General features: G+C 49.2%; 1 protein-coding gene. It reads left to right on the top strand.

What is annotated here, in order from left to right; translation table 11 throughout:
- A partial coding sequence (locus tag ACS8FC_RS20675; protein ID WP_439298163.1) for a recombination directionality factor occupies window positions 1-528 on the top strand: 528 nt, incomplete at both ends.

Below are 528 nucleotides of genomic sequence, written 5' to 3'. Positions count from 1 at the left end.
CGTATCAGCATCGGACGTGTCATCGTAAAAGATGGCAAGCGTCTACCTGCTAAAGACGATCAATTCACTATCACCAGTCAAGTGCAGAACAAAGATGGCTGGATCAATCATCCACTCGATGCAAAGCTACGCGAAAAGAATGACGGTAAGCTCAGACAGATACCGGTGCGTATGCTGTTTAATGATCCTGAGTTAAACCTGCGAGCAGAGTACACGCTGTTCGATAGGCAAACAGGTCGTCCACTATGCGTTGGTGACGGTGAGCAATGTCAGAGACGAACCAATAATGGTGTCGAGCAATTGCCTTGCCCGTCACCTGATCGCTGTCCACTGGCGCAAGGCAGCGCTTGTAAGCCGTATGGCAGACTGTACGCGAATCTGAGTGAAGACGATGAGCTAGGTACGTTTATCTTTCGCACCACAGGCTTTAATAGCATACGTACCTTAGCAGCACGCTTAAGCTACTTTGCTGCGGTGTCAGGTAACAAGCTGTCGTGTCTACCATTGCAACTCACACTCAGAGGTAAG

This window comes from Psychrobacter sp. 1Y4 (assembly GCF_051847555.1).
This window is presented reverse-complemented; position numbering and strand designations above follow the sequence as displayed.